The organism is Pseudomonas fluorescens, assembly GCF_001648775.1.
In the GTDB taxonomy this organism is placed as follows: Bacteria; Pseudomonadota; Gammaproteobacteria; order Pseudomonadales; family Pseudomonadaceae; genus Aquipseudomonas; species Aquipseudomonas fluorescens_M.
On sequence record NZ_LVEJ01000022.1, the window covers coordinates 13,486 to 37,533 of the forward strand.

The 24,048-nt window shown below is 60.5% G+C and carries 15 protein-coding genes; 7 read left to right on the forward strand and 8 right to left on the reverse strand.

Annotated features, from left to right (window positions below; translation table 11 throughout):
* Positions 1-75: 75 nt before the first annotated feature.
* Together A8O26_RS19580 and A8O26_RS19585 are read right to left on the reverse strand one after the other, a co-directional pair.
* Entirely contained in the window at positions 76-1,266 is a 1,191-nt protein-coding gene (locus A8O26_RS19580) for an MFS transporter (RefSeq protein ID WP_064119439.1), read from the reverse strand.
* Positions 1,267-2,363: 1,097 nt separating this feature from the next.
* A complete protein-coding gene (locus A8O26_RS19585) occupies positions 2,364-3,947 on the reverse strand; it encodes a peptide chain release factor 3 (protein WP_064119440.1) in 1,584 nt (527 codons plus the stop codon).
* Between the two features lie 358 nt (positions 3,948-4,305).
* Between A8O26_RS19585 and A8O26_RS19590 the strand changes: the two genes are divergently transcribed.
* From A8O26_RS19590 to A8O26_RS19610, 5 genes are all read left to right on the forward strand, one after another.
* Entirely contained in the window at positions 4,306-4,995 is a 690-nt protein-coding gene (locus A8O26_RS19590) for an ABC transporter permease (RefSeq protein ID WP_169844036.1), read from the forward strand.
* A 20-nt stretch (positions 4,996-5,015) separates the two neighbouring features.
* Positions 5,016-5,921, forward strand: coding sequence for a glycine betaine ABC transporter substrate-binding protein (locus tag A8O26_RS19595; protein WP_064119441.1), 906 nt, complete (start codon positions 5,016-5,018; stop codon positions 5,919-5,921).
* A gap of 12 nt (positions 5,922-5,933) precedes the next feature.
* Positions 5,934-6,587 (forward strand): ABC transporter permease, encoded by a 654-nt coding sequence (locus A8O26_RS19600; protein WP_064119442.1) that lies wholly within the window; start codon positions 5,934-5,936, stop codon positions 6,585-6,587.
* Positions 6,584-7,741, forward strand: coding sequence for an osmoprotectant ABC transporter ATP-binding protein OsmV (locus A8O26_RS19605; RefSeq protein ID WP_064119443.1), 1,158 nt, complete (start codon positions 6,584-6,586; stop codon positions 7,739-7,741). Before A8O26_RS19600 ends, A8O26_RS19605 begins: the two co-directional genes overlap by 4 nt.
* A 634-nt stretch (positions 7,742-8,375) precedes the next feature.
* A complete protein-coding gene (locus A8O26_RS19610) occupies positions 8,376-9,539 on the forward strand; it encodes a type III PLP-dependent enzyme (protein ID WP_053117055.1) in 1,164 nt (387 codons plus the stop codon).
* A 242-nt stretch (positions 9,540-9,781) separates the two neighbouring features.
* Here A8O26_RS19610 and A8O26_RS19615 read toward each other — a convergent pair whose 3' ends face one another.
* Together A8O26_RS19615 and A8O26_RS19620 are read right to left on the reverse strand one after the other, a co-directional pair.
* Positions 9,782-10,534 carry a tetratricopeptide repeat protein gene (locus A8O26_RS19615; protein WP_064119444.1) on the reverse strand — a complete coding sequence of 251 codons (753 nt, stop codon included), beginning with the start codon at positions 10,532-10,534 and terminating at the stop codon, positions 9,782-9,784.
* Entirely contained in the window at positions 10,531-11,211 is a 681-nt protein-coding gene (locus tag A8O26_RS19620) for a Fe2+-dependent dioxygenase (protein WP_064119445.1), read from the reverse strand. Before A8O26_RS19620 ends, A8O26_RS19615 begins: the two co-directional genes overlap by 4 nt.
* A 207-nt stretch (positions 11,212-11,418) precedes the next feature.
* On the opposite strand from A8O26_RS19620, the gene A8O26_RS19625 reads away from it, so the two are divergent.
* Positions 11,419-13,737 (forward strand): TonB-dependent receptor, encoded by a 2,319-nt coding sequence (locus tag A8O26_RS19625; protein ID WP_064119446.1) that lies wholly within the window; start codon positions 11,419-11,421, stop codon positions 13,735-13,737.
* 244 nt (positions 13,738-13,981) lie between these two features.
* Entirely contained in the window at positions 13,982-16,510 is a 2,529-nt protein-coding gene (locus tag A8O26_RS19630; RefSeq protein WP_064119527.1) for a PepSY domain-containing protein, read from the forward strand.
* 222 nt (positions 16,511-16,732) lie between these two features.
* On the opposite strand, the gene A8O26_RS19635 is transcribed toward A8O26_RS19630, so the two are convergent.
* The 4 genes from A8O26_RS19635 to ptsP form a co-directional block, all read right to left on the reverse strand.
* Entirely contained in the window at positions 16,733-18,274 is a 1,542-nt protein-coding gene (locus A8O26_RS19635; protein WP_064119447.1) for an alkaline phosphatase D family protein, read from the reverse strand.
* A gap of 185 nt (positions 18,275-18,459) precedes the next feature.
* Positions 18,460-20,193, reverse strand: coding sequence for a PTS fructose-like transporter subunit IIB (locus tag A8O26_RS19640; protein WP_064119448.1), 1,734 nt, complete (start codon positions 20,191-20,193; stop codon positions 18,460-18,462).
* 11 nt (positions 20,194-20,204) lie between these two features.
* Positions 20,205-21,146 (reverse strand): 1-phosphofructokinase, encoded by a 942-nt coding sequence (pfkB, locus tag A8O26_RS19645; RefSeq protein WP_064119449.1) that lies wholly within the window; start codon positions 21,144-21,146, stop codon positions 20,205-20,207.
* On the reverse strand, positions 21,146-24,007 hold the full coding sequence (gene ptsP / locus A8O26_RS19650; protein ID WP_064119450.1) for a phosphoenolpyruvate--protein phosphotransferase: 2,862 nt from the start codon (positions 24,005-24,007) through the stop codon (positions 21,146-21,148). Before ptsP ends, pfkB begins: the two co-directional genes overlap by 1 nt.
* Positions 24,008-24,048: the final 41 nt, after the last annotated feature.

A 24,048-nucleotide genomic window follows, 5' to 3' on the forward strand; every position in this document is an offset into this window, starting at 1 on the left:
CCAGTTAGGACGCTAACGAGCACGTAGAAATGCCCTTCACAGACAGACCGGTTTCGAATAACAGCTATCGCTGGATCAGCTAAGCGGGCGGGTCGCTTGCCACGTCAAGGGAATCGACATCAGCACCAGGACAGTGCTGGCCAGCCACACGCTGTGGCCACCGAAGTTGCCATACAACTGACCGCTGAGGACCGGCGACAACAGCGCACTGGCACTCCAGCTCATGAAAAACAGCCCAAAGTACTGACCGCTTTTGCCGCCCTGAGCAAAACGCATGGCCAGCACATTCAGCGGCGGCATGAAAAAGGCCTCGCCCAAGGTCCAGATCAGCGTCGACAGGCAGACGTAAAACAGCCCGGAACCGAACGGCAGCATGCCCAACCCGCAAGCCAGCAATACACTGCCGAGCAGCATTTGCCGACGCATTCCCCAGCGCTCGCCCCAATGCGACAGCGGAATCTGCAGCGCGATCACCAACAACGCATTAAGCCCGAACTGCCAACCAATGGCCTCGGTGCTCAACTGATAGTAATCACGCAGATAGTTGCCCAGCGTGCTGTAGACCGTGTCGAAGGCGATGCCGAGCACGGCCGTCGCCGCCAGCAACCAGAGGAACGGTTTGTCGCGATACGGCACCCCGGAACCCGCGTCATCCGTGGACTGTTCTTCATTGATCAGCACCGGTCGACGCCACGTAGTGCGGACAAACCACAGCAAGGCCAGCAAGGTCATTGCCGCACTGCCGAAAAATACCCAGCGAAAATCAGCCTGCGCCAACACCCCGCCCGCCACACCGGCGGCGGCCATGCCAAGGTTGCGCGCCACCCGGCTCAAGGCCTGCGCACGCGAACGTTGAGCGACTTCGCAATATTCCATGATCAGCCGCTGATGCAGGGTGCGAATGGCGCCATCGACGGTTCCGCTGAGCAATAGCAATGCCGCCAGCAACGGCACCTGCGTGACCAGCCCCAGCAGCAACAGCACCCACACCGAAACAAAGAACAACGCCGCCGTCAGCCGCGCCGTGCGCACATGATCACTGAGCCAGCCACCGAGCATCGAACCTATCAGCAAACCCGCGCCATACGCCGACAGCAACCAGCCAACGGTCTCGATCGCCAGGCCCAGCTCCTGACGCAGATACAGCGCCATGAACAGCTTGACCATGCTGCTCAGACGATTGATGAACAACAGTGCTGCGAGCACCCAGGCCATCACGCCGAAATAACTGCCGAGGCGCAGCAGGTGAGTCAGTCGACTCGTCATTCCATTGACCTCTCAAAGCGACGTGCGGGGAGCTGGAACACTAACGGTCAGCAGGCAGGTTGTCGCGTTCAAGAACATCAAAACCACAAAAAACCGAGTCGTCCTACAGCCATTGCGCGGACGAAACCAGAAACCGACTTGAGATCAAAAGCCCCTCACCCTAGCCCTCTCCCAGAGGGAGAGGGGACTGACCGAGGTGTTTGGGAGAGCTACGCCGACGTGCGATACCGAGCCGAACTCAGATTCTGAAACAGATCAAAAGCCCCTCACCCTAGCCCTCTCCCGGAGGGAGAGGGGACTGACCGAGGTGTTTGGGAGAGCTACGCCGACGTGAAATACCAAGTCGAACTCAGACTCTGAAACAGATCAAAAGCCCCTCACCCTAGCCCTCTCCCGGAGGGAGAGGGGACTGATCGCGGTGTTTGGGAGAGCTACGCCGACGTGAAATACCAAGTCGAACTCAGACTCTGAAACAGATCAAAAGCCCCTCCCTAGCCCTCTCCCGGAGGGAGAGGGGACTGATCGCGGTGTTTGGGAGAGCTACGCCGACGTGCGATACCGCGGTGAACTCAGGTTTTGAAAAGCACACAAATCGGCTCCCTCTCCCTCGGGAGAGGGCTGGGCGGGCGGCGTTCCAATGAGGGGCAAATCCACTACAAAACTAAAGTCCAACACACGCTCTTCACCACTCAATAGGCCGAGTGTCAGCTCGCCTGCTTTTGATCTTGGAGCCCGTCGGCAGGCTGAGTGGAGGGATTGATCCGGGGGGTGGGAGCGCAGCGACCGTTCGACGAAGTCGAACACATCGAGAGGAGGTGCAGCGAAGCAAACCGGAGACGATGCCCCCGGATCGATCCCGGAGCGAAGGAACCCCGAGCCCCAGCGAGTGGGCCGAACGTCAGGGCGCAGACCTTTGGTTCCTTTGGGGCGTTTGCCAAAGGGACTCGCTGTAAGAGCGAAACCGCCAGCGGCAACACCCGAAGCAACGGATAGTCACCCAAAACCCAAGAACCTGGTCGGCTCACAGGCCGCCAAGACCAAAGCAAAAAGCCCCCGATGCTTTCACATCGAGGGCTTCGGACAAACCAGTTCAGAACTTAATGATGCTCACGCGTCGCACGGAATTTCACATCCGGCCAACGCTCTTCCATCAACGCCAGGTTGACCCGCGTCGGCGCAAGGTAAGTCAGGTGACCACCGCCATCGACCGCCAGGTTCTCCACAGCCTTGTTAGAGAATTCCTCAAGCTTCTTCTTGTCGCCGCATTCAATCCAGCGCGCGGAATACACAGTAATCGGCTCATACGAGCACTCAACCTTGTATTCCTCTTTCAAACGGCTGGCGACCACATCGAACTGCAGCACACCGACGGCGCCGAGAATGATGTCGTTGCTGCGCTCCGGAAAGAACACCTGCGTTGCACCCTCTTCGGCCAACTGCTGCAGCCCCTGACGCAATTGCTTGGACTTCAGCGGATCACGCAGACGCACACGACGGAACAGCTCCGGGGCGAAGTGCGGGATACCGGTAAAGCCCAGGGTTTCACCTTCACTGAAGGTGTCGCCGATCTGGATGGTGCCGTGGTTGTGCAGACCGATGATGTCGCCGGCAAACGCTTCTTCCAGTTGCTCACGTTCGGAGGAGAAGAACGTCAGGGCGTCGCCGATGCGCACGTCCTTACCGGTGCGCACGTGGCGCATCTTCATACCTTTCTCGTACTTGCCCGAGCAGATACGCATGAAGGCGATACGGTCGCGGTGCTTCGGGTCCATGTTCGCCTGGATCTTGAAGATGAAGCCCGAGAACTTCTCTTCCACCGGCTCAACGGTGCGCTCGTTGGCCACACGGGCCAGCGGACGTGGTGCCCAATCAACGACAGCGTCGAGCACGTGGTCGACACCGAAGTTACCCAGTGCCGTACCGAAGAACACCGGGGTCAGCTGACCGTCGAGGAATTCCTGCTGGTTGAATTCGTGGCAGGCGCCCTGCACCAGCTCCAGCTGCTCGATGAAACGCTCGTACTCGTCGCCCAGATGCGCGCGCGCCTCGTCGGAGTCGAGCTTCTCGATGATCTTGGTTTCGGTGCGTTCGTGACCGTGACCGGCGGTGTAGACAATGATGTAGTCGTCAGCCAGGTGGTACACGCCCTTGAAGTCGCGGTAGCAACCGATCGGCCAGGTGATCGGCGCGGCTTTGATCTTCAGGACGGCTTCGATTTCGTCGAGCAGTTCGATCGGGTCGCGGATGTCACGGTCAAGTTTGTTGATGAAACTGACGATCGGCGTGTCACGCAGACGGCAGACGTCCATCAGCGCAATGGTCCGTGGCTCGACACCTTTACCGCCGTCGAGAACCATCAATGCCGAGTCCACCGCCGTCAGGGTGCGGTAGGTATCTTCGGAGAAGTCTTCGTGGCCCGGGGTGTCGAGCAGGTTGATCATGTGTTCGCGATAGGGGAACTGCATGACCGACGTGGTAATGGAAATACCCCGTTGTTTCTCCATCTCCATCCAGTCGGATGTCGCATGGCGATCGGATTTACGGGATTTCACCGTACCGGCCACTGCAATCGCCTTGCCCATCAACAGGAGCTTTTCGGTGATCGTGGTTTTACCGGCATCGGGGTGAGAAATAATGGCGAAAGTGCGGCGTTTCGCGACTTCGGCGGCCTGGTTGGTCATGGGAAATCGCCTGGCGGTGATTCAAAAAAGGGCCGCGATTATAGCCCAACTCGCTGCAATAACCGAACCGTTGAGCACATTAAGGGTGGCCAAATGCTGCCGCAGATGGGAACCTTTTAAAGCACGGAGACGTCCATCCCCTGTTACGAATTTTCGTCAGGGGCTGAAAAATCAGCAAGTTAGCCTGACGAGGCTGCGCTCATGGCTCGCTTTCAGACCGCTTTTTGCCGGTGCTGAGGGAGCTGCTTCTCGCGAACGTTTATTCCCGGCAGCCATGTATGGCATGCCACACGGGAGGGCGTTCGCCGACTACAAAAAAAGGAGTCCGCCTGTGGCTATCCGCTATGGCAAAGGGCTGATGGGAGGTGCGGTGGTGATCGCGCTCCTGGCCCTGCTGGTCCACTGGATCGGCATCAACACGATCGAACACTACCGCGACGATTTGTTGTTTTACCTGCAAGCTCATCTGATTCTCGTCCTCGCTTCAATGCTGGCCGCCCTTGTCGTGGGCATCCCCGCCGGCATCTTCCTCAGTCGCCCGACCATGGTCGGCCGTGCTGAACGCTTCATGCAGATTTTCAATATCGGTAACACCGTGCCGCCGCTGGCCGTGCTCGCGATTGCCTTGGGCGTCCTCGGCATCGGCAGTGGCCCGGCAATCTTCGCTTTGTTCCTCGCCTCCCTGTTGCCGATTGTGCGCAACACCTACGAAGGCCTGAAAAACGTGCAGGGCTCGCTGAAAGAGGCGGCCGTCGGCATCGGCATGACCCCGCGCCAAGTGCTGTGGAAAGTCGAATTGCCCAACGCCGTGCCGATCATTGTCGGCGGTGTGCGCGTAGCTTTGGCGATCAACGTCGGCACCGCGCCGCTGGCCTTCCTGATCGGCGCCAACAGCCTCGGCAGCCTGATCTTCCCTGGCATCGCCCTGAACAATCAGCCGCAACTGCTGCTCGGCGCCGCGTGCACTGCGCTGCTGGCCTTGCTGCTCGATGGCGTGGTCACCCTCGCCAGCCGTCTCTGGCTGGAACGCGGTTTGCGCCCGTCTTAAGGCTTTGTGAAGGAATACCTATGAAACGATTGAGCTTGATTCTAAGCCTTATGCTGAGCAGCGCCCTGCTGTTCGCCGGCATCGCGCAAGCCGCCGAAAAACCGGTCATCCGCCTCGGCGCCCGGGTCTTCACCGAGCAGACCCTGCTTGCAGAAATCACCGCGCAGTACCTGCGCAGCAAAGGCTACGACGCACAGATCACCGGTGGTCTGGGCAGCAACCTCGCCCGTAGCGCCCACGAAAGCGGACAACTGGACATGCTCTGGGAATACACCGGCGTGTCGCTGGTGGCCTACAACCATGTCACTGAAAAACTCGACAGCGCCCAGTCCTACGCCCGGGTGAAAGAACTCGACGCGAAAAAAGGCCTGATCTGGCTGACGCCGTCGAAATTCAGCAACACCTACGCCCTCGCCCTCCCTAAAAAGGTTGCCGAGGAATATCCGCAGATCAACAACATCAGCCAGTTGAACGAAGTGCTGCGCGCCGAGGCCAAGACCAATCATCTGGTGGCGCTGGATACGGAGTTTGCCAACCGCTCCGACGGTCTGATCGGCATGGTCGATCTCTACGGCATGAACCTGACCCGCAAGAACATCCGCCAGATGGATGCCGGGCTGGTTTACACAGCGCTGCGCAACGGCCAGGTGTTCGCCGGTCTGGTCTACACCACCGACGGTCGCCTCAACGCGTTCGGTCTGAAGTTGCTGGAAGACGACAAGCATTACTTCCCCGACTACACCGCCGCACCGGTGGTGCGTCAGGCTTATCTCGATAAGCACCCGCAACTGGCCGAACAGCTCAAGCCACTGGCCGAACTGTTCGATGACGAAACCATGCGCCAGCTCAACGCGCGGGTCGACGTCGATCACGAAAGCCCATCGAAAGTGGCCGCCGATTTCCTGCGCCAGCACCCACTCAACTAAGGAGGAAAAGTCATGGAATTTCTGAACGCCTTTTCCCACCTCGACTGGCAGCAGGTGATGCACCTGACCTGGCAGCACATCACCCTCGTCGGCATCGCCGTGACCCTGGCGATTGTCGTTGGCGTGCCGCTGGGCATTCTGATGACGCGGTTTCCAACCCTCGCCGGCCCCTTGCAAGCCAGCGCCACGGTGCTGCTGACCGTGCCGTCGATTGCCCTGTTCGGTCTGCTGCTGCCGTTCTACTCCAAGTTCGGCCAGGGCCTCGGCCCGATGCCGGCGATCACCGCCGTGTTCCTTTATTCACTGCTGCCGATCATGCGCAACACCTACCTCGCCCTCACCGGCGTGGAACCGGGTATCCGTGAAGCCGCGCGCGGTATCGGCATGACCTTCAGCCAGCGCCTGCGCATGGTCGAATTGCCGATTGCCGTGCCGGTGATCCTCGCCGGCGTGCGCACCGCCGTGGTGATGAACATCGGCGTGATGACCATCGCCGCGACCATCGGCGCCGGCGGCCTCGGTGTGTTGATCCTCGCCTCCATCAGCCGCAGTGACATGTCGATGCTGATCGTCGGCGCGCTGCTGGTCAGTCTTCTGGCGATCTTCGCCGACCTGTTTTTGCAGTGGCTGCAACGCTCTTTGACTCCAAAAGGATTACTCAAATGATCGAACTTCAAAACCTCAGCAAAACTTTCCAAAGCAACGGCAAAGATGTCAAAGCCGTGGATTCGGTGAGCCTGACCGTCAACGAAGGCGAAATCTGTGTATTCCTCGGGCCATCGGGTTGCGGCAAAAGCACCACGCTGAAGATGATCAATCGCCTGATCAAACCGACCTCGGGCAAGATCCTCATCAACGGTGAAGACACCACTGATCTCGACGAAGTGACCCTGCGCCGCAACATCGGCTACGTGATCCAGCAGATTGGCCTGTTCCCGAACATGACCATCGAAGAGAACATCGTCGTCGTGCCGAAACTGCTCGGCTGGGACAAACAGAAATGCCACGACCGCGCCCGCGAGTTGATGAGCATGATCAAGCTTGAGCCCAAGCAGTATCTGCATCGTTATCCGCGTGAGTTGTCCGGTGGTCAGCAACAGCGCATCGGCGTGATCCGTGCACTGGCAGCGGATGCGCCACTGCTGTTGATGGACGAACCATTCGGCGCGGTCGATCCGATCAACCGCGAGATGATCCAGAACGAGTTCTTCGAAATGCAGCGCGCGCTGAACAAGACCGTGATCATGGTCAGCCACGACATCGACGAAGCGATCAAACTCGGCGACAAGATCGCAATCTTCCGCGCCGGCAAACTGCTGCAGATCGATCATCCGGACACGCTGCTCGCGCATCCGGCAGACGATTTTGTCAGCAGCTTTGTGGGCCAGGACAGCACGCTCAAACGCCTGCTGCTAGTGAAAGCGGAAGATGCGGCGGACAACGCGCCGTCGGTGAGCCCGGAAACCCCGGTGGCCGATGCGCTGGAGTTGATGGACGAGCATGACCGTCGCTATGTCGTGGTCACCTGTGCCGAGAACAAGGCGTTGGGTTATGTGCGTCGTCGTGATCTGCATCGCCAGACCGGTACTTGCGCGCAGTTCCTGCGTGAGTTCAACGCCACGGCGGCGTACGACGAACATTTGCGCATCCTGCTGTCGCGCATGTACGAGTTCAATCGGGCGTGGTTGCCGGTGATGGATGCCGAGCGGGTGTTCCTCGGGGAAGTGACGCAGGAGTCGATTGCCGAGTATCTGAGCTCCGGCAAATCTCGCGGCGGCAAGACCAGCATCGTCTCGCCAGCTGAGGCCGTAGTCGCATAAAACACGAAACCTGTGGGAGCGAGCCTGCTCGCGAAAGCGCAATATCAGTCAACAATGATGTTGGCTGTGAAAATGCCTTCGCGAGCAGGCTCGCTCCCACAGGATCTGCGTGATTTTTTCTTCATTCGCCTAGCGGAAAAGAATCTCAACACCTGCGGATCGGACAGCATGTATGAGACAGACCGCGAAACTGCCAAAATCCCCCTCACCCCCACCTCTCGCCGCCAACGTCGCCGATGTTGCAGCCATCACACTTACCCACGACTTCGCCGACATAATCCGCGAACGTGCATGTATTTTTAACACTTAAAAATCCCCGGGGAACATCTGCCCGTCATCTCGGTCGGCTACAAAGAGTGATGAACGCGACGCACGTCAGAAGCGTGCAAAAACGCGACATTTTTAGTTGATCTCACGCCCCTCACGCCCTAAAGTTCGCGCCGAACGTCCATGCTGGAAACGATCCATCCGGCTCAAGTACTGACGACGAGACAGCAAGGCCAAGGGCAAATCCGCCCATGGCCTTTTTGCTTTCGGCGACATGCCTTGGGAAGTAGGCGAACCAAAGTGGGGATACGGAGGACGTTCATTTGCACCCATTGTTAATTTCAGTTTGCCAGTAGGAGTTCCCAGCATGTCGATCAATGTCGAAGACTATTTCGCGCGCGCCACTTTTGACAAAATGAAGGCGTTCGCCGACAAACAGGAAACCCCGTTCGTGGTGATCGACACCGCGATGATCAGCCAGGCCTACGATGACCTGCGCGCCGGTTTCGAATTCGCCAAGGTCTACTACGCGGTCAAGGCCAACCCGGCCGTCGAGATCATCGACCTGCTCAAAGAGAAAGGTTCGAGTTTCGACATCGCCTCGATCTACGAGCTGGATAAAGTGATGGATCGCGGCGTCAGCGCCGACCGCATCAGCTACGGCAACACCATCAAGAAATCCAAGGACATCCGCTACTTCTACGAGAAGGGCGTGCGTCTGTTCTCCACCGACTCCGAAGCCGACCTGCGCAACATCGCCAAGGCTGCACCGGGTTCGAAAGTCTATGTGCGCATCCTCACCGAAGGCTCGACCACGGCTGACTGGCCTCTGTCGCGCAAATTCGGCTGCCAGACCGACATGGCCATGGACCTGCTGATCCTCGCCCGCGACCTCGGCCTGGTGCCTTACGGCATTTCGTTCCACGTTGGCTCGCAGCAACGCGACATCAGCGTCTGGGACGCAGCGATCGCCAAGGTCAAAGTGATCTTCGAACGTCTGAAAGAAGAAGACGGCATCCACCTGAAGCTGATCAACATGGGCGGTGGCTTCCCGGCCAACTACATTACCCGCACCAACAGCCTGGAAACCTACGCCGAAGAAATCATCCGCTTCCTCAAAGAAGACTTCGGTGATGACCTGCCGGAAATCATTCTTGAGCCGGGCCGTTCGTTGATTGCCAACGCCGGTATTCTGGTCAGCGAAGTGGTGTTGGTTGCACGCAAGTCGCGCACTGCCGTTGAACGTTGGGTGTATACCGATGTGGGCAAGTTCTCCGGCCTGATCGAAACCATGGACGAAGCGATCAAGTTCCCGATCTGGACCGAGAAGAAAGGCGAGATGGAAGAAGTCGTGATCGCCGGCCCGACCTGCGACAGCGCCGACATCATGTACGAGAACTACAAGTACGGTCTGCCGCTGAACCTGGCGATTGGTGATCGCTTGTACTGGTTGTCGACCGGTGCGTACACCACCAGCTACAGCGCGGTTGAGTTCAATGGCTTTCCGCCGTTGAAGTCGTATTACGTTTAAGGCTGAACCGGTAATGCGAAAAGCCCACGACGTGTCGTGGGCTTTTTTGTGTCTGTGTGTTCGGCGTGGTTTCTGTGGTGGGGCCGATATCGATCCCCCTCACCCCAGCCCTCTCCCCCAAGGGGGCGAGGGGGAAAGGGAGCAGATCGGGGGGCTTTCAAAAACCGAGTTCGACCGGATATCTCAGGTCGGTGTATCTGGAACATCCAACTCGGTCAGTCCCCTCTCCCTCTGGGAGAGGGTTAGGGTGAGGGCTCTTGGCACCGAAGCGCATACCGCCCTGCCAACGCCTGAATTCTCGGATCCGTCGCACTCGCCAACGCCTGACTCGCCACCCGCAGAAAATTCAAATTACCGCCAACAAGCGCCTTTTCAAGCCAAACCACAGCCTCATCAATCTGCCCTTCCCCCGCCAACACCGCGGCAAAACTGAACTGCCCACGAAAATCCCCACCCTCGGCCGAACGCCGATACCAATCGCGCGCCGCAACCGGATCCGCCGGGCACTCCTGCCCGTCTTCCAGATACCGCCCCAGTAGATTCATCGACTTCGCATGGCCCAATTCAGCCGCGCGCCGATACAGCGCCAACGCCTGCAGATGATCCACCGCCACTCCCCGCCCGGTCGCGAGCAGATTGGCGAGGTTGTACATCGCCCAATCCAGCCCGGCATCCGCTGCGATCCGATAATGCTGCGCCGCAACCGATGCATCCGCCGCCACGCCCCAACCATGCTCATGACAACGCCCGAGCATGTTGCGCGCCATCAGATGACCTTGCCCGGCGGCAATACCGAACCAACGCAGTGCCAGCGCTTGATCCTGCGCGATCCCTTGGCCGTCGAGAAGAATCTGCCCAAGCAACGCCTGCGCTTCGTCTTCGCCCTCACCCGCCGCCAGCAAAATCGCCTGCGCGGCACGGGCCGGGCTTTCGGCGAGCATGGCGCTGAGTTGTTCGCCGCTGAGGATTTCCTCGCGACGTATTTGAAAACTCATACCTCGACCCAGCGCCGCAGCAAGTTGTGATACGTGCCGGTCAGGCGAATCAGTGAGGGGTGATCGGGCATGTCCTGGGTCAGTTGCTGAATCGCGCCGTCCATCTCGAACAGCAACGCGCGCTGGCCGTCTTCGCGCACCAGGCTTTGCGTCCAGAAGAACGACGCATAACGCGCACCCCGCGTGACCGCGTTGACCTTGTGCAGGCTGGTGCCGGGGTACAAGACCATGTCGCCGGCCGGCAACTTCACCCGCTGCGTGCCATAGGTATCCTGAATTTCCAGCTCGCCGCCGTCGTAATCCCCGGGCTCGCTGAAGAACAGCGTCGCCGACAGGTCGGTGCGCACCCGCTCGATACTGCCCTTGGGTTGGCGCACGGCGTTGTCGATGTGGAAATCGAAGCTGCCACCGGCCGTGTAACAGTTGACTAATGGCGGGAAGACTTTGTGCGGCAGTGCGGCGGACATGAACAATGGATTTTTCCACAGCCGTTCAAGCATCGCCGCACCGATTTCCTTGGCCAGCGGATGGCCTTCGGGCAGTTGCAGGTTGTGCTTGGCCTTGGCTGATTGAAAGCCAGCGGTAATCTTGCCATCGGCCCAGTCAGCCTGTTCCAGAGCCTCGCGGATGCGCTGCACCTCGTCTTTCGCGAACAGTGCGGGGATATGCAGCAGCATGGCGATGTCACCTGATGGCAAAGAGGCGGCAATGGTATTGATTCTTATTGGCCGTGTAAAACCCGGGAGACGAATGAACTGGCAAAAACCGTAAGGTTAAATTGTAAAGAATGTAAATTCAGTGCGAATAACAATGTTTCGCAATTGATACGAATACCTGTTTACCCTATATTCCGCCGCCTCAAATCCTTGGGGAGGGGAATAAAAATGGCACGTCAACACGCACAATTACCGGTCAGTTCACCACGTCTGCTCGCCTCTGCAATTGGTGTAGCGATTACCGCCGGCTCCGCTGGCCACATGGTGTTTGCTGCCGAAAAGACCGACAGCAAAGCCTCCGGCAATGCCATCGCACTGGACGCTACCGCCATCACCGGTGAAGCACAGGACCCGACGTCCTACCAGGTCGAAAAAGCCTCCTCGCCCAAGTACACCGCGCCGCTGGTCGATACGCCGCGCTCGGTTACCGTGATTCCGCAACAAGTGCTCAAAGACACCGGCGCCCTGAACATGCAGGACGCACTGCGCACCGTGCCGGGCATCACCTTCGGCGCCGGTGAAGGCGGCAACCCACAGGGTGACCGTCCGTTCATCCGCGGTTTCGACGCCCAGGGCGACACCTACCTCGACGGCGTGCGCGACACCGGTTCGCAGAGCCGCGAAATCTTCGCCGTGGAAAACATTGAAGTCAGCAAGGGCCCGAACTCCGCCATCGGTGGTCGTGGCGCAGCGGGCGGCAGCATCAACCTGGTGAGCAAGAAAGCCCACCTGGGTAACTCGTTCGACGGTGGTTTCACTTGGGGCTCCGACCAGACCCAGCGCTACACCCTCGACGGCAACTACCAGTTCAGCGACACCGCCGCTGGCCGTCTCAACCTGATGAGCCACGAGAGCAATGTCGCCGGTCGCGACAAGGTCGATTACGACCGTTGGGGTATCGCGCCGTCCCTGGCGTTTGGCCTGGGCACCGACACCCGCGTCAACCTTGATTACTACCATCTCGAAAGCAACGACACCCCGGATTCGGGCATCCCTTACACCATCCCGACCGGTGGCTCCGCTGCACGCACCAAGTCCAACCCGGACAAGCCCTACGCCGGCGGTGACCACAGCAATTTCTACGGCCTGGATCGCGACTTCCGCAAGGGCCGCACCGACACCGCGACCTTCGCCATCGAGCATGACCTGAGCGACTCGCTGACGATCAAGAACACCTTGCGTCACGGCACCAGCATGCAGGATTACATCCTCACCCAGCCGGACGACAGCAAGGGCAACGTCAACAACGGCACGGTCTGGCGTCGTGCCAATACTCGCGTGAGCAACACCGAGACCACCACCAACCAGACTGACCTGTTCGGCAACTTCTACGTCGCCGGTTTCAAGAACAGCTTCTCCACTGGCGTTGAATACACCCGTGAGGAAAGCCAGAAGTCTTCGTACAACGTCAACGTCGACACCACGCCAGGTTCGCCGGGCAACTCCAGCACCAACTGCACACCGTCGATGATCGGCGCGTCGAGCGGCTACAACTGCACCTCGCTGTCGAACCCGAACCCGAACGATCCGTGGAACGGCGCGATCTCGCGTAACTACGCCGGCACCGACACCAAGGCCAACACTTACGCGCTGTATGTGTTCGACACCCTGGAGCTGAACGAGCAGTGGCTGGTGAACATGGGTCTGCGTTACGACCACTTCGACACCGACTACAAAACCTACACCGCCGCCGGCGCCACCACCGCCAAGGGCGATGACACCAGCGAGTTCGTCACCGGCCAGTTCGGTATCGTTTACAAGCCCGCGGAAAACGGCAGCATCTATGCGTCCTACGCCACCTCGGCGACACCACCGGGCAACACCCTCGGCGAAGGCATGGACGGCAACCCGCTGGGCGGCACCAAGGACCGCAGCGGCAACCTGCTGAGCAGCGACATGGAGCCGGAAACCACCAAGAACTACGAAATCGGCACCAAGTGGGACCTGCTCAACGATCGTCTGTCGCTGACCGCTGACGTCTTCCGCACCGAAAAAGAAAACGCTCGTGTGCAAGTCGACACCACCTCGTACGAAAACGCCGGCAAGACCCGCGTGCAAGGTGTCGAGCTGTCGGCCAGCGGCAAGATCACCGACAAGTGGCAAGTGTTCGCCGGTTACGCGTTCATGGACAGCGAGCAGGTTGATGGCGGCCCGCTGAACCGCGCCACCGACGGTAACCAACTGCCTAACACGCCGAAAAACAGCGCCAGCCTGTGGACCACTTACCAGGTCACGCCGAAGCTGACGATCGGTGGCGGTGCGTTCTACGTCGACGACGTGTACGGCAGCGTGGCCAACACCACCATGGTTGACTCGTATGTTCGCTACGACGCGATGGCGGCTTACAAGCTGACCAAGAACGTCGACCTGCAACTCAACGTGCAGAACCTGACCAACGAAACCTATTACGACAAAGCCTTCTCGACCCACTTCGCCAACCAGGCGGCGGGCCGTACGGCACTGTTGAGCACCAACTTCCACTTCTAAACACGGTGGAACCTGTGAAACCTGTGGGAGCGAGCTTGCTCGCGAAAGCGGTGGGTCAGTCAGCCTTCATGTCACTGACAGATTGCATTCGCGAGCAAGCTCGCTCCCACAGGTGATGTGATCAACAGGATTGGCCCCGTTCATTCAATTGAACGGGGCTTTTGTGCGTAATAAAGAACGCTTCTCGATAACCCACGGCATAATGCACGCCGTGAAGACAATTTTCGAACGGACGGCGAGTGACGTGTTGAAGAAAACCCTGTTCCAGTTGCACTGGTTTTTTGGCATCACCGCAGGCCTGGTGCTGGCCCTGATGGGCATCACCGGTGCGGCCTATTCGTTTCAGGACGAAATCCTGCGGGCGCTGAACCCGTCCGTCCTGCAAGTGGAAAAACAGGTCGCCGGTGTCTTGCCGCCGGTCGAACTGGTCGAGCGCATCGAAGCCACGTCCGGCAAAAAGGTTGCGATGCTCTGGGTCGAAACCGACAGTGGCAACGCGGCACGCGTCTACTTCACGCCGCCCAAAGGCGAACGCCGTGGCGAGATGCGCTACTTCGATCCGTACACCGGGGAATTCATGGGCGATGCCGTCGGCCAGGACTTCTTCGGCCTGATGCTGCAACTGCACCGCTTCCTCGCCATGGGCGATACCGGCCGCAACATCACCGGCGCCTGCACGCTGATCCTGCTGTTTTTCTGCCTCTCCGGTCTGTACCTGCGCTGGCCACGTCAGTGGAACAGCTGGCGCGTGTGGCTGACGCTGGACTGGAAGAAAAAGGGCCGCGCCTTCAATTGGGATCTGCACTCGGTGGCCGGCACCTGGTGCCTGCTGGTGTATCTGCTGCTGGCGTTGACCGGGTTGTCGTGGTCCTACGAGTGGTACAACAAAGGCCTGACCAGGCTGCTTTCCGACGCACCGCAAAACGAGCGCGTGCGCGGCGGTCGTGGTCCGGCGCCAGAAGGCCCGGCACCGACCGCCGATTACGCGGCGATGTGGAGCAGCATTTACAGCGCTGCCGGCCCGGGTCTGTCTGCCTACAACATCCGCATGCCGGCGGTGGCTGGCCAACCGGCGACCGTGTTCTACCTGCTCGAGAGCTCGCCGCATGATCGCGCGCTGAACCAGATCACCCTCGACCCGGCCACGGGCGTGGTCAAACGTGTCGACCGCTACGCCGACAAGAGCTTCAAGGCGCAACTGCTGACCAGCATTTACGCGCTGCACGTCGGCAGTTATTTCGGCCTGGTCGGGCGGATCATCATTACCCTCGCGGCGGTGTGCATGCCGCTGTTCTTCATCACCGGATGGCTGTTGTACCTCGACCGCCGGCGCAAGAAAAAGCAGATCAAGGACGCGCGCAAAGGTCTCGATCAACCGGCCGGCGATGCCTCGGCATGGCTGATCGGCTTCGCCAGCCAGAGCGGTTTTGCCGAGCAGCTGGCGTGGCAGACCGCCGGCCAATTGCAGGCTGCCGGGTTGCCGGTGAAGGTGCAGCCACTGGCGAATGTCAGCGAGCAGGATTTGCGTGAATCGAACAACGCACTGTTTGTCGTCAGCACCTTCGGCGACGGCGAAGCCCCGGACAGCGCCCGTGGGTTTGAACGCAAAGTGCTGTCCAAAGCGGCAACCCTCGACAGTCTGAATTACTCGGTGCTCGGCCTCGGTGATCGTCAGTATCAGCACTTCTGCGGTTTCGCCAAACGGCTGCATCAGTGGTTGGCCGAGCACGGCGGCAAGACGCTGTTCGCGCCGGTGGAAGTCGACAGCGCTGATCCGTATGCCTTGCGTCACTGGCAGACCCAACTCGGCCTGCTCACCGGGCAGGCCCCGGTCGATACCTGGCAAGCGCCGAACTACGACAACTGGACGCTGACCCGCCGTGAACTGATGAACCCGGACAGCAGCGGTGCGCCGGTTTACCTGTTGGGTTTGAGTGCGCCGAATACCAGCAGTTGGCTGGCCGGCGACCTGGTCGAAGTGTTGCCACGTAACTGCCCGTGGGCCATTGAACACTTCCTCGACGGCCTGGGTATTCGCGGCGAGACCACGGTAAAAATCAACGGCCTTGATGAGCCGCTGGAAGTGGCATTGGCGTCGCGGCAGTTGCCGGAACACCGTGCGCATCTGGTCGGTTTGCATGCGCAATCACTGGTCGATGCGATGGTGCCGTTGGCCATGCGCGAATACTCGATCGCCTCGATTGCCGCCGACGGCGTGCTGGAGTTGATCGTGCGTCAGGAGCAGCACGCCGACGGCACCCTCGGCATCGGTTCCGGCTGGCTGACCGAGCATGCGCCAGTGGGCGGCAGCATCAGTTTGCGGGTGCGCCGCAACAGTGGTTTCCATCTGCCCAACGAACCGCTGCCGATGATTCTGCTGGGCAACGGCACCGGGCTGGCCGGGCTGCGCAGTTTGCTCAAAGCGCGGATTGCCGATGGTCAACAGCGCCAGTGGTTGTTGTTTGGCGAGCGCAATCGTCAACATGATTTCCTCTGCCGCGCGGAGCTTGAAGAGTGGTTGATCAATGGTGATCTGGAGCGGCTGGATCTGGCTTTTTCGCGGGATCAGGCCGAGAAGGTTTATGTGCAGGATCGCTTGCGTGAATCGGCGGGCGAGTTGAAGAAATGGCTGGCGGACGGTGCCGTCATCTATGTCTGTGGCAGTTTGCAGGGGATGGCTTCGGGGGTTGATCTGGCGCTCAACGACATTCTCGGCAGCGCTGAAGTCGAACGTCTGATCGAGCAGGGCCGCTATCGGCGTGATGTCTATTAAGAGCCCCTCACCCTAGCCCTCTCCCGGAGGGAGAGGGGACTGATTGGGGGATGCTTGAGAAGTACGCCGACCTGCGACTGCTTTACCGAATCCATAATCGAGAAAGGCTTTGTACTGATCTCATAATCGACTCGATGTTTCAGGTCGACGTACCTCTCCAGACACCTCGATCGGCTCCCTCTCCCTCCGGGAGAGGGCTGGGGTGAGGGTAGTTTTTGATCTTTAGACGGGCTGCAACTTCTGTTCGAAAACCGCCACCCCATTCAAATCCCGCAACACCACACTCATCTCCCCGCTCTGCCCCTCAATATTCACCTCGCCAAAAAACTGAAACCCGGCAAACGGCGACGCGTTCTGCACCGGCGGCGCCTTCTCGAACACCACCTCCGGGCCAAAGGTTTTATCCAGCGGATTAGGCCCGAAACTCCCGGCGTTCAACGGCCCGGCGACAAACTCCCAGAACGGTTCGAAACCCTGAAACGCCGCACGATCCGGGTGATAGTGATGCGCCGCGCAGTAATGCACATCCGCCGTCAGGAAGACGAAATTGCGCACCTGTTGCGCGCGCAGATAGCCGAGCAGTTCGGCAACTTCCAGCTCGCGCCCCTGCGCCGGTCCGGGATCACCGTTCGCCACCGCTTCCCAACGCGCGACACCCGGGCTGACCTCGCCATCCGGCACGCCAAGGCCGATCGGCATGTCGGCGGCGATGACCTTCCACTGGGCTTTGGAATGCTTCAAGCCGCGCTTGAGCCAGTCCAGTTGCTCACGCCCCAGAAAGGGTTTCGCTGCGCCGAGGTTGTCGTCATTGGCGCCGCGATAACTGCGCATGTCGAGCACGAAGACATCGAGCATCGGCCCGTAACTGATCTTGCGATAAATCCGCCCGCCTCCGTCGGCAGCCTGCAAACGCATCGGTGAATATTCCAGCCACGCCTTGCGTGCGCGACCGACCAGGGTGTGGATATCTTTCTCCTGATAACGCTCGTCGAGCTGTTTGCCCGGCGACCAGTTGTTGACCACTTCATGGTCGTCCCACTGCCAGATCTGCGGCACTTCGGCGTTGAAGCGACGGATGTTTTCGTCCATCAGGTTGTAGCGGTAGTTGCCGCGATAGTCGTCGAGGGTCTGCGCGACTTTGCTCTTGGCTTCGGTGGTGAGGTTGCGCCAGATGCGCCCGCCTTCGGTGGTGAGCTGCGCGGGCACCGGGCCGTCGGCGTAGATGGTGTCGCCGCTGTGGATAAAGAAGTCCGGCAGGCGCAGACGCATGGCTTCGTAGATACGCATGCCGCCGATGTCCGGGTTGATGCCGAAGCCTTGGCCGACGGTGTCACCGCTCCAGACGAAACGAATATTGCGCCGCGCCGTCGGTGCGCTGCGCAGATGGCCGAGCCACGGTTCGCTGGCGACACCGGTGCGGGCGTCCTTGAAATACACGCGATAGAAAATTGCCTGATCGGCGGGCAGTCCGGTGAGTTCGACCCGGGCGGTGAAATCAGTACGCGCATCGGCCAGCGTCGATACCACTCGACGCGGATGGCGAAACTGGCTGCGGGTGTCCCACTCGACCACCATATGCGCGGGGCGATCGCTGCGGCTCCAGATCATCGCGCGGTCGCCTTGCAGGTCGCCGGACTGCACGCCATCGGTCAGTTGCGGCCGATCCTTGACCGAGGCAATCACCGCCGGCGCCAGGCTTGGCATCAGCAATCCGGCGCCGACAACTTGCATGACACGCCGGCGACCGGGGTTGAAATCGCTCATGGTGTTCTCCCTGAAAAAAGGAAAACTTAAGCACGCTCACATGACCCGGAAATGACACTAGACACACCACACAACCCATGTGGGAGCGAGCTTGCTCGCGAATGCGTGCTATCAGTCGAAATCTTATTCGCTGACACACCGCTTTCGCGAGCAAGCTCGCTCCCACAGGGGCTTTGTGGAGGCAGTTAAGCCTTCGCCGGCTCTAGCGCCAGCTCTACGGCTTCAGGCCGCTTGACCGTCGCGTAGACCACAGCGGTCAACAAACTCCCCGCGACAATCGCCAGCAAATACAGCAACGCATGATTGATCGCATTCGGAATCGCCAGCACAAACAAGCCACCGTGCGGCGCCATCAGCTTGCAGCCGAAGTACATCGACAACGCACCGGTCAACGCGCCACCGGCAATGCTCGCCGGGATCACCCGCAACGGGTCTTTCGCGGCAAACGGAATCGCCCCTTCGGAGATAAAGCACAGACCCAGCACCAGCGCCGCTTTCCCCGCTTCGCGCTCAGTCTGGGCGAATTTGCGCCGCGCAATGAACGTAGCGATGCCCAGGCCAATCGGCGGCACCATGCCCGCCGCCATCGTCGCCGCCATCGGTGCATAACTCTGCGACGCCAACAGCCCCACCGAGAATGCATACGCGGCTTTGTTGATCGGCCCGCCGAGGTCGACGCACATCATGCCGCCAAGCACCACTCCGAGCAGGATCGCGTTGGTGGTGCCCATGCTGTCGAGAAAATTGGTCAGCGCCAACAGCATCCCGGCGACGGGTTTGCCAACTATGTAAATCATCACCAGACCGGTAAACAGACTGGCGAACAACGGGATGATCAAAATCGGTTTCAGCGCTTCCAGACTTTGCGGCAAGGCGACATAGCGACTGATCGCCTTGGCCGCATAACCGGCGATAAAACCGGCGACGATGCCGCCGATAAACCCGGCGCCCAGCGTGCTCGCGAGCAAGCCACCAATCATCCCCGGCGCCAGGCCCGGACGGTCGGCGATCGAATAAGCGATGTAACCCGCCAGCAGCGGCACCATCAATTTGAACGCGGTCTCGCCGCCGATCTGCATCAATGCCGCCGCCAGCGTGCCCTCTTCCTTGAACGCGGTGATGCCGAACACGAATGACAGCGCGATCATCAAACCGCCGGCCACGACCATCGGCAGCATGAACGACACGCCGGTCAGCAGGTGTTTGTAGACGCCGGTTTTCTCCTGCTTGGCCGGGGCTTTGCCGTCGCTCGCAGCGCTTTCCACTGCGCCTTCGGCCAAAGCTTTTTTCAGCGTCGCCTCGGACTGCTTCAAGGCAATCCCGGTGCCGCAGCGATAGATTTTCTTGCCGGCAAAACGCTCAGTGGCGACTTCGATATCCGCCGCCAGCAGCACCACGTCTGCCTCGGCGATGGCCGCTGTGCTCAGCGGGGTTTTCGCGCCCACCGAGCCTTGGGTTTCGACCTGCAGTTCATAGCCCAGACGCTTGGCAGTTTGCTGCAAGGCTTCGGCGGCCATGAAGGTGTGGGCGACACCGGTCGGGCACGCGGTGATGGCGACAATGCGTGGTGCGCGCGGCGCATCAGCAACCGGTTCAGCCGCGCTGGCAACGTAGACCTCAGCCTCCTCAGCACCACGACGCAACACCGCTTCGACATCCTGCAGCGCCTGCGCCGGGGCAATCTGGAACACCCGTTTGCCGACAAAGCGGCTCATGTCCACCTCGCCGGTGGCGACCAACAAAACCCACTCGGCCGCCGCAATCGTCGCTGCCGACAATTCGCGTTCCGGGTGCGCGGCATCGACCACTTCAACACTGGTGCTCCAGCCCTGACGCTGCGCCGCCGCATCAAGCAGACGCGCACACAGCACACTGGTGACCATGCCGTTCGGGCAAGCCGTAACAATGGCTAATTTCATGACAAACCCTCTTATTGTTCTGTCAGGGGACGCACGCGCACGCCCTGTTCGAGCGGCGTCAGTTGCGCCGCGTCGTCGATGCCGAATCCGATCTGCGTGACGGCCAGCGCGGCAATCGCCGTGGCCGTGCGCAGGGTTTGCTCCGGTGTATCAGCACTGAGCAAACCGTGAAGCATGCCGGCCAGCAACGAATCACCGGCACCGACCGTGCTGGCGACGCTGACCTTCGGTGGCGTTGCGTGCAGTGCCGAACCGACGCTGAACCAGTTCACTCCGTCGGCGCCGTGGGAAATCACCACGTGCTCGATGCCTTGCGCATGCAAACGTGCCGCTGCCTGTGCCTCAGCCGCGTGCGAAACCACCTCGCAACCGAGTGCATCGGCGAGTTCTTCGGTGTTCGGTTTGATCAGCCACGGACTGGCTTGCAACCCTGCGCGCAAAGCTTCGCCGCTGGAATCGAGGGCGACTTTCAGGCCCAACTGATTGAGCCGTTCGATCAGCTCACGCAACCACTGCGCGGTGACGCCGCGCGGCAAACTGCCGGCGACCACCACCGCGTCGTGACCCGGTGCAATCTGCACCAGACGATCGAGCAACGCCTGCTGCGCGGCGGCATCAACCACCGGCCCCGGGCCATTGATGTCGGTGATGCGCCCATCCTGTTCAGCGACTTTGATGTTGCTGCGCGTCTCGCCCGGCACACGGATAAATGCGTCGACAAAACCGCGTTTGGCGAACAGGGTTTCGAACGCTTGCAGGTTGTCTTCACCGAGAAACCCGCTGACCGTCAGTTGATGGCCGAGGTCGGCCAGCACTTGCGCGACGTTCACGCCTTTGCCGGCGGCGTGGGTGTGCATCTCGTCGCTGCGATTGACCTGACCGGCCTCCAGACGTGGCAACTCGACGGTGAGGTCGAGCGCCGGGTTGAGGGTCAGGGTAAGAATCTTGGCCATTACAGGGCCTCCACTAATGCGCGCACTTCGTTGGCGCTGCCCACGGCCAGGGCGTGTTGAGCAAGGGTTTGTGCCTGAGTCAGGCTGAGTTCGCGGATGCGTGCTTTCACTTCGGCAATGCTGCGCCCGGACACGCTGAGTTCATCGACACCGAGGCCGACCAGCACCGGCACCGCCAACGGATCTGCCGCCAGTTCACCGCAAACGCCGACCCATTTGCCATGGGCATGTGCGGCGCGCACGGTGATGTCGATCAGTTGCAGTACCGCCGGGTGCAAGCCGTCGGCCTGCGCCGACAGGGTCGGGTGGCCACGGTCGATGGCCAGGGTGTATTGCGTGAGATCGTTAGTGCCGACGCTGAAGAAGTCGACTTCCTTGGCCAGCACCGGCGCAAGCAAAGCGGCGGACGGCACTTCGATCATGATCCCCAGTTGCAGATCGGCGACCGGAATTTCCAGACGCAGACGTTCGGTCATGTCGCGGGCCTGACGCCATTCTTCGACGCTGCCAACCATGGGGAACATGATCCGCAACGGACGGTTGTCCGCCGCACGCAACAAGGCGCGCAATTGCGCTTCCATGATCTGCGGACGCTGCAAGGTCAGGCGAATGCCGCGCACGCCGAGGAACGGGTTTTCTTCTTTGGCGATCGGCCAATACGGCAGCGGTTTGTCGCCGCCGACGTCTAGCGTGCGCACCACCAGCGGACGCCCGGCGAGGCCATCGAGGACGCGGCGGTATTCGGCTTCTTGCGTGGCTTCGTCCGGCGCTTGCGGATGGGCCATGAAAATCAGTTCGGTGCGCAGCAGACCGATACCCTCGGCGCCCTGCTCCACTGCACTGATCACGCCGGCGCTTTCGCCGATGTTGGCAAAGACTTCGACGGCGTGACCGTCGGTGGTGTGTGCCGGTTGATGACGTTGTTCGGCGGCAATCTTCAGCCGTTGTTCGCGGGTATCGCGTTCTTCAGCGGCGCGCCGCAGCGTCGCAGCATCGGCATCGACGTGCAGGCGACCACGTTGACCGTCGAGCAGCAACGGTGTGCCCGGTTGCAACAGCAACACTGCCGCGCCAGCACCGACCAGCGCCGGAATGCCGAGAGCTCGGGCGACGATGGCGCTGTGCGCCGTGGCGCCGCCGCGGGCGGTGAGAATCCCTGCCACACGCGCCGGATCCAGACGCGCGACGTCGGACGGGCCGACTTCGTCCATCACCAGGATGTACGGCTGCTCAGGCTCGCTCGGCGTTTGAATTCCGCAAAGTTGCGCCAGCACGCGGCGGCCAATATCACGCAAGTCAGCTGCGCGTTCGGCGAGCAAAGCGTCCTGCAGCGATTCCTGTTGTTTGGCCGCGGCTTCTATCACCGCCATCCACGCCGCTTCTGCGCTTTCGCCTTGTTTGAGGCGGGTGTCGACTTCGTCGGTGAGTTCCGGGTCGTCGAGCATCTCCTGATGGGTGATGAAGATCTCGCGGATGGCTTTGGCTTTGCTGCGTTCAATCAAGCCCTGAATGTCGCTGCGCACATCGCTGAGCGCTTGCTTGAGACGTTCGCGCTCAACGGCGGCAGACTCACCGCGCAGCGGATAATCGATGGCCTGTTGCACTTGAATATGTGCCGGGCCGATGGCAATGCCAGGGGCCGCCGGGATCGCTTGCAACTGGCTGCCGGACGCCGGGGCGACAACGACTTCGGCGATGTCGGCGATGACTTCGTGCTGCTGACTCACCGCTGGCAGCGGTTCGACTTCCTCACCAAGGCCTTCTTCGATGGCGGCGAGCAAGGCCGGCAAGGCATCAGCGGCGATACTTGGTTCGGCGATCAGCTCCAGCACCTGACCACGACGGGCGCCGAGGCTGAGCAGTTTGCTCAGACTCTTCACCGACACTGCGCTGTCCTGACCGTCAACGATGCGCACACGAATTTCGCCGTCAAAACTTTTCGCCAGTTGCGCGAGGATCTTCGCCGGGCGCGCGTGCAAGCCGTGAGCGTTGGCCAGCGCAATGCGTGCGCTTGGCCAGTCGGCGGGCAATTCACCGCCGAGCACTTCGAGGACTTTACGGCTGCTGGTAGCGCGGCCCAGTTCATGGCCACGACCTTCAATCAGCAACGCACAAAGACGCTCGAGCAACGCCTGATGCGCTTCGCCAAGGCTGGCCAGACAGAACAGACCACTGAGCGGCTGACCGAGGTAGCGCATCGGTTTGTCCGGCGTCACGAAAGCCAAACCCGGACGCTTCACGGTTTGCTCACTGTGCAACCACCACAAGCCGTCGCCCAACGGCAGCGCTTCGACCTGTTGCAGCACCGCCGAGAAACCATTGCTCACGCAATCGGCCTGACGCAGCAGACGCGCACCGCGCCAGACCAATTCTTCGAAATCATCGGCCGACACGCCGAGGCCGATCATCTGTGCATCCAGCGCCAGTTCTTGCGGCGCGCCTTGCAGCAGTTTCAGCAGCGCTTGCGGAGAACTGGCGCGACGCAGCGCCTGGCCCAGATCGGTCTCGCCGAGGGCACGGGTCAGCAGTTGCAGCAGACGCAGGTGTTCATCGGATTTGGCGGCGATGCCAATCGCCAGATAAACGATCTGACCATCGCCCCAATCCACGCCTTCCGGGAACTGCATCAGGCGCACACCAGTGGCGAACACCTGATCGCGGGTTTCCGGCGTTCCGTGGGGAATGGCAATACCTTGACCGAGAAAGGTCGAGCCCTGGGCTTCCCGGGCCTGCAATCCGGCGAGGTAGCCGTCGGCGACCAGACCATCGGCCACCAGATGATTGGCCAGCAATTGCAAGGCAGCGGGTTTATCCACAGCCGATTGGCCCATGGATATCTGCTCTATAGTGAGCTCGAGCATGCGATCTCCTTTTTGGCGCTGTATGAGTGCCAGGTATTGTT

Excerpts from the sequence above, each read along its gene's own strand:
- A8O26_RS19595 (WP_064119441.1), top strand. The coding sequence starts at position 5,016 with ATGAAACGATTGAGCTTGATTCTAAGCCTTATGCTGAGCAGCGCCCTG.
- A8O26_RS19640 (WP_064119448.1), bottom strand. The coding sequence starts at position 20,193 with ATGAAATTAGCCATTGTTACGGCTTGCCCGAACGGCATGGTCACCAGT.
- A8O26_RS19590 (WP_169844036.1), top strand. The coding sequence starts at position 4,306 with ATGGGAGGTGCGGTGGTGATCGCGCTCCTGGCCCTGCTGGTCCACTGG.
- A8O26_RS19620 (WP_064119445.1), bottom strand. The coding sequence starts at position 11,211 with ATGCTGCTGCATATCCCCGCACTGTTCGCGAAAGACGAGGTGCAGCGC.
- A8O26_RS19600 (WP_064119442.1), top strand. The coding sequence starts at position 5,934 with ATGGAATTTCTGAACGCCTTTTCCCACCTCGACTGGCAGCAGGTGATG.
- ptsP (WP_064119450.1), bottom strand. The coding sequence starts at position 24,007 with ATGCTCGAGCTCACTATAGAGCAGATATCCATGGGCCAATCGGCTGTG.
- A8O26_RS19585 (WP_064119440.1), bottom strand. The coding sequence starts at position 3,947 with ATGACCAACCAGGCCGCCGAAGTCGCGAAACGCCGCACTTTCGCCATT.
- A8O26_RS19615 (WP_064119444.1), bottom strand. The coding sequence starts at position 10,534 with ATGAGTTTTCAAATACGTCGCGAGGAAATCCTCAGCGGCGAACAACTC.
- A8O26_RS19625 (WP_064119446.1), top strand. The coding sequence starts at position 11,419 with ATGGCACGTCAACACGCACAATTACCGGTCAGTTCACCACGTCTGCTC.
- A8O26_RS19610 (WP_053117055.1), top strand. The coding sequence starts at position 8,376 with ATGTCGATCAATGTCGAAGACTATTTCGCGCGCGCCACTTTTGACAAA.
- A8O26_RS19605 (WP_064119443.1), top strand. The coding sequence starts at position 6,584 with ATGATCGAACTTCAAAACCTCAGCAAAACTTTCCAAAGCAACGGCAAA.
- pfkB (WP_064119449.1), bottom strand. The coding sequence starts at position 21,146 with ATGGCCAAGATTCTTACCCTGACCCTCAACCCGGCGCTCGACCTCACC.
- A8O26_RS19580 (WP_064119439.1), bottom strand. The coding sequence starts at position 1,266 with ATGACGAGTCGACTGACTCACCTGCTGCGCCTCGGCAGTTATTTCGGC.
- A8O26_RS19635 (WP_064119447.1), bottom strand. The coding sequence starts at position 18,274 with ATGAGCGATTTCAACCCCGGTCGCCGGCGTGTCATGCAAGTTGTCGGC.